Origin of the sequence: Stieleria mannarensis, assembly GCF_014154935.1 — a bacterium.
Classification (GTDB): Bacteria; Planctomycetota; Planctomycetia; order Pirellulales; family Pirellulaceae; genus Stieleria; species Stieleria mannarensis.
Window position 1 is genome coordinate 194,790 of the sequence record NZ_JACEHH010000012.1, and the last position, 6,000, is coordinate 200,789.

Sequence of the window (6,000 nt, forward strand, 5' to 3'; positions counted from 1 at the left end):
CGAGAATTATGTCGAGACGTTGAGGTAGCACCCGGCGCACTTGATGATGCTTGATTCAACGCGTTCGTGTCATCCGCCACCAGAATTGCGTTTCTGGTGCATCGGAACCATCTCCGATACAGGGCACGATTTCTGAGGTCGCGGCGATATTCTCCTCAGCAGATTGAACGCCCAGCATTTTTTGCTGGAGGGTTGCGCATGCGTTGTTCGCTGCCCTTCAAAGCAACATCGTTATGTATCGTGACGTACCAATCCCATGCCCTACTTCCTCTGGTGGGTCCGGGCGGGCAACAAGGACCATCCTGATTTATTCGGCTAATACCCCATGCTAGAATCCGGGGCTCTTTGTTTTTCATTGGGGTTAGGCATTGAATCGATTCAACTTTCACGATCATCTTCTTCGGCGGGATCACACGCTACACGGTGGAATCTTATTTGGCATCGAAGGCCATCGGATTGAGCTGCAGGGCCGAGCGACGAAGGTCTTACGATCTCCTCGGCCGGTCGCAGAATGTGTCCAGGTAACCGGGATGACGCGTGGTCCTGTCATCGAGGCCGTGACGCGGATTAGCGGTGCGTTCCGCAAGTTGGGAATCCCGAACTCGCCGGTCGAAATTTTGGTGAACCTGGCACCTGCTGCACTCGAAAAGGGCGGTGCCTGGCTTGATCTGCCCTTGGCAGTGTTGATGCTTCAGGTCGCCGGCCTGCTGCCCGATTTACCGGAAGAGCAAGAGGACAAATTTGTTTTGTTCGGAGAGATTGGGATTCACGGCGGGCTCCGTCGTGTCCCCGGCGCGCTCTCACTTGCATTCAAAGCCCAAACCGGACAGTCGTTGATCGTTCCTGGCGGCAATGAAAAGGAGTGTGCGCTGATTCTTGCGAAACCGGGACATGAGGGCTGTGGGGTCTATCCAGCGGACACGCTTGAAGAAGTCCTCGAATTCTTCCGCGGTAAGAGCAAGTTGCGAAATGCATTGCGAGAGCCGATTCGTTTTCAGCCCGTGATTGATAAGCCCGTCGACTTCGGGAAGATCCGTGGCCAAGAGGAAGCTAAACGGGCGGCTGTCATCTCAGCCGCCGGCGGGCACAATTTGCTTCTGGTCGGGCCGCCGGGCGAGGGGAAATCGCTGCTTGCGTCGGCGATCCCCGGTATCCTGCCCCGATTGCAGGAATCCGAAATGGTTGAACTGACACGGATCTATTCAGCGGTCGGCTTGCTGGGTGACGACGGCAATGCGGTGACGCGACGACCGATTCGAAACGTGCACCACAGCGTCTCCATGCCCGCGCTGGTCGGTGGAGGTTCTGGCGTCCCTCGTCCTGGCGAAATCACGCTTGCTCATCATGGCGTTCTATTCTTGGATGAACTTCCAGAATTCTCGAGACGGACTCTTGAGGCGTTGCGGCAACCACTTGAGTCGGGAGTCGTTCAGATCACCCGAGTTCAAGCAAGCCTCGAATTCCCAGCCCAATTCACACTTGTCGCCGCAATGAACCCTTGCCCGTGCGGATACGCGGGCAGCGAACGATGCACCTGTGCGGCGAAAGAAGTCGACAAGTACCAGCAAAAGATCAGTGGACCGCTACTTGACCGAATTGACTTGCAGGTTGCGATGCGGCCTCTGACGACTGACGAACGCTTTGCCAAAACGAAAGATGGTGAATCCAAGCGACTGCGGACAATCGTTCAAGCCGCTCGCGACAAGCAAACCAAACGATTCGCAAACACCATGATCAGCTGCAATGCGGCGATCCCAGGTGGTGCAGTCGCAGATTATTGTGAGTTTTCCGAAGAAGGATTCGCGGAATACAAACGAGTGCTGGAAGAAAGTTCCGTGACCACGCGGACTTCAGACCGGCTAGCACGGGTCTCAAGGACCATTGCCGACCTCGAGGATCACCACCAGATTGAATCGTCGGATGTCTTGGAGGCGGAAAAGCTAATGATCAAGCTTGGTCAGGAATAACGAGGATGTGTCCGTCGATGTCAGAGGAAATGCTGGTCTTTATCTGCTCGTATTGCGAAAAAGCGATTCGGTATCAGGCGGCCCAACAAGGGCGTCGCGGCAAGTGCCCGAAGTGCGAAAAGCCTATTGTGCTGGTCGATAACAAAAGCAAAGTCGTGGATGACGTTCTGTCGAGCACGTGGTTCTACCAAAGAATGCGGCTTCTCCGTGGTCGTGAGGATGTTGGGCCGATCTCGGACATTGAATTTCTCGAGATGGTGAAAAAGGGGCACATTGCCGCGGGCGATGAAGTGAAGAGCCCCGAGTTGACCAAGGGGAAATGGGTTGATGTCTCCAAATTGAAACTCGTGGTCGTAAACGAAAGAATCAACCAACGTGACGCCGAAAGGAAGCGAAGGGCGAACGCGCAGGTCCGTCGACAAAAGGCTGATCAAGAAAACCGTGCCAAGTTAAAACGCGGGATTCGGTCTGCGATCGAATCCGGCCGCATTTCATCGCAACATCGACAGGCGATCGAAAAATTTGCATTGGCAGCGGGGATTCCCGAAGACGAAGTGCAGGGAACGATCGCGTCTCAAAGCAAACAGCTTGTCAGGGAGGTGTTTGAAGAAGCCCTGGAAGACGGGATTCTGGAGCCGAGAGAAGAGCAGCAGCTAAGCCAATTGGCGATATCGCTAGGCGTTGACCTGGAGTTTGCAAAGGAGGACGAACTGCGAATCTCGGTTTGTCGCTTGGCCTATGAATTGGACTCAGGGAACTTTGTGCCGCAAGTTTCTGGTTCAGCTCCGTTCAAGATGGGAGCGAAGGAGGAACTCCTGGCCCAATCCAAGGTGCACTGGCACGAGATTGTGACGCTGAAGCGGCCAGCTGGCATTCCGCTGGGAGGTGACAACTACCTCAAGGAAATCGGATCTGGTGTTGCCTACTTGACCACAAAGCAAGTCTCGATGGTCGGTGCGCTCCAGTCGAAGAAGTTCACGTTGTCATCGGTGCAGCGCGTGACCCGGTACACCGACGGCGTCTTGTTCAATCGTTCCTCCGGGAAAAGCGTCTTTGTCAAAATGCCGATGGATTCTGAGGCACCGGCGAGATTCGCGTTGATTGCCGAACACGCATGCAGCGGTGAACCGGTACTTGGCGTGATGCCATCAGCGGCATTCATTCCCAAGACTGCCACTGTCGATGCCGGCGCGCCCGTTCCTAATCAGTCACAAAGGATCCAGCAATCGGGAACAGATCCCAGATACACATTCCGAGTCGTAGGTGATTTCGTCGGGAATCGCGAGTCCTACATCCGCAAGCTCCACACTGGGGATCCGATTGTGCTCGTTCGGGAGCCAACAAACGAGCACGATCCGCACGCTGTCGCAGTCTACGATTCAACACAACACCAACTCGGCTATCTCAAACGCGATGTCGCCTATTGGTTCTCACCACTTCTGGGGCGAAAGCCAGACACAACGGCACAGGTCCACTGCTTTTCGTCCGAAGGGGCATTGATTGTAGGCGTGTATCTATGACCAAACGCGGTTACCCGATCACCAAAAGTCCACGTAGATACGCAATGCACCGTCGCAGGCACAACCTGGCAGAATAGAACGCAGTCGTTGAAACTGGAACATTTCTGCAAGCAAGCAGAGTCGGCCACCGGGGAACAGCCCCGGCGATTAGCGAGTTCGTGATTTCTTCGCCGTAGCTTTTCTTCACCTTTGCAAACATTTTCCACGCATGATTAACCAGCTGAACCGCCGTGGGACGGATCCGTATGTCCTGTGGTGTTAGAGGAGGGAGCCCGTGAGGAATCTCCCATCCTGATTTGGAATTGCATCCCTCGCCGCTCTACGAGGCCCATAGATACTGGCCATTTGATCACCCAGCACCGACAATGCTATGCGTACGGCTGAAGCTGTCCACCGTCGAGAAGCCACATGTCGCACTGCCCGCCCGCTATACTCCTACTCCGTTCTGGTTGAGAAGGCGGTTGGCGCGTAGAGTCACCTAATTTTTTCTGCGGATCGATTACAACAACTGGATATCGTGACACGGTTGGTAACGGAAGATAAGCTACCAACTCGATCACACCCTCGAAAAAAACCGAAACAGTCTATTCATGGCAGGTACACAACACTAGTGGTATCAAGAAACCAACGAATTAGGAGCCAAGTTCACTCTGTGCGGGTGGCGGAGTTGTTCGGAACGTTTTCCTATGAGCTAGAACCCGCAACCGCCGACAACAAAGACAGTCGACTCATCTTGCTCTATGGAGACAATGGTAGCGGAAAAACAACGCTGCTTAAATTGCTCTTTCACATGCTTTCCGTTCAGGATTCTCGAGGCCATCGAAGCTATATCGCACAAACGCAGTTCCAGGAATTCGAAATTCGATTTACCGACGGCGGTACGTTTTCGGCGCGTCGCGGCAAGTGTGATACCGGACCTTACGATCTGGTCGCTGTATTCTCGAATGGCGATATCGAGTCCGTTTCAGTTAAGGTAAGTGACGATGGTTCGGTGAAGACCGGGGATCTCGACGACAATCGCCTATCTAACATCTTCAAACGGTTGAAACGCAATCGGGTAACCCCGTACTTTCTTTCTGATAGCCGCACGCTGGAAAGTGATGCATTTCGTTATACCGAGAGAAGACGGACCTTAATTGATGATGACGTAATAGTTGATGCCTCTGCCTATGAAAGATTCTTCACGTTGGGGAAGACCCAAAGCCAAAGAAATGTGGTTTCAGCAGAAGCGTCGGTCGAGCGTGCTGAAGAATGGATGAGACGAAAAGCGATTCAAGCATCCAACACCGGCGAGAACAATACGTCCGAAATCTACAAAAATATTCTGAGCGGTCTATCCCATTCAGGAGGCGACAGCTCAGACGACTATGAAAATCGGCTGAAACGAATCACCCAGCTTGTTAACGACGCCGGTGAATTTAGCGAATCGTTTGTCAACCTTGGACTCGCCTCGCCAGTCCCCGTTGAGCCAATTCTGAATGCTCTGCGTCACGCAGACCCTAATCGATTGTCTATTGTTGTCCAAGTGTTAGAACCGTATGTCGATAGCTTGTTAGCCAAGATGAATGCACTTGATGAACTTCAACGGCTATTGACCTCATTTGCGAAGTCGTTGGATAAGTTTCTCGGACACCAGAAGAAGATTCGAGTATCAGTTCCTGAAGGAATCAGGATTTACGACAGGCGGGGGGACCGGCTTAGTGCACGGATGCTATCCTCGGGAGAAAAGCAGCTGCTTGTGCTGTTCTGCAACTTAATGGTAGCAACGGATCGGGAATCCCTTTTCATAGTGGACGAACCTGAAATTTCATTGAACATAAAATGGCAGCGTTCGATTTTGGACGCATTGATGCAAATAGCTGCCAACGGCAATGTTCAATTCGTTATGGCGACCCACTCGTTTGAGATTCTCGCCAACTACAAAGAGAGCATTGCGCGACTTGATAATCAAATGAGATTTGACTGATCATGGATCACGAGAGACGCTCATTGAACGAACTGAGCGTGATTTATGAGCAAGAGCCTGAACTGCGAGATGTTTATGTCGAGGGGCAGCGAGATCGCGGTTTGATCACGTGGTATTTCGGAAGAGATATCGATCTTAGCACCTACGAAGCCGGAGACATTGACCTGCCTGCCGAACTACTGGCTAATCACGGTCAGACTCCCGGTAACCGAGGCCGTGCAATTGCACTTGCGATGGAATTGCAGGAGCGAGTCGCGAATCATCAACAATGCAAGTTTGCTGTCGTTGTAGACGCTGATTGCGACTACGCAATTGGCATCGAGAATTCCTGTCCAGTGTTGTTTCGGACGGATCTCGCAAACACAGAAATGTACCTCCACGACTCAAGAGTGATACAGAATTTCATCGATTTGAATTGTCCCGGAGCAATCGGTGATCCATACGCGTTTCTCCAGGAAACTTCGGGTAACCTGCGGAAGGTTTTTGCAGTACGTTCAGCGATTCAAAGCCTTGGGCTCAACGTTAAGATCGTTCCCTTTGAAAAACT

General features: G+C 52.5%; 4 protein-coding genes. All 4 read left to right on the forward strand.

What is annotated here, in order from left to right; translation table 11 throughout:
- Nucleotides 1–368: 368 nt before the first annotated feature.
- Nucleotides 369–1,967, forward strand: coding sequence for a YifB family Mg chelatase-like AAA ATPase (locus H1B37_RS10730; RefSeq protein ID WP_286177613.1), 1,599 nt, complete (start codon nucleotides 369–371; stop codon nucleotides 1,965–1,967).
- Nucleotides 1,968–1,996: 29 nt separating this feature from the next.
- Entirely contained in the window at nucleotides 1,997–3,487 is a 1,491-nt protein-coding gene (locus H1B37_RS10735) for an HIRAN domain-containing protein (RefSeq protein WP_182866632.1), read from the forward strand.
- Between the two features lie 667 nt (nucleotides 3,488–4,154).
- Nucleotides 4,155–5,453 carry an AAA family ATPase gene (locus tag H1B37_RS10740; RefSeq protein WP_182866633.1) on the forward strand — a complete coding sequence of 433 codons (1,299 nt, stop codon included), beginning with the start codon at nucleotides 4,155–4,157 and terminating at the stop codon, nucleotides 5,451–5,453.
- A gap of 23 nt (nucleotides 5,454–5,476) precedes the next feature.
- Nucleotides 5,477–6,000: hypothetical protein (locus H1B37_RS10745; protein WP_182866634.1), on the forward strand; the 524-nt coding region annotated here is incomplete at its 3' end.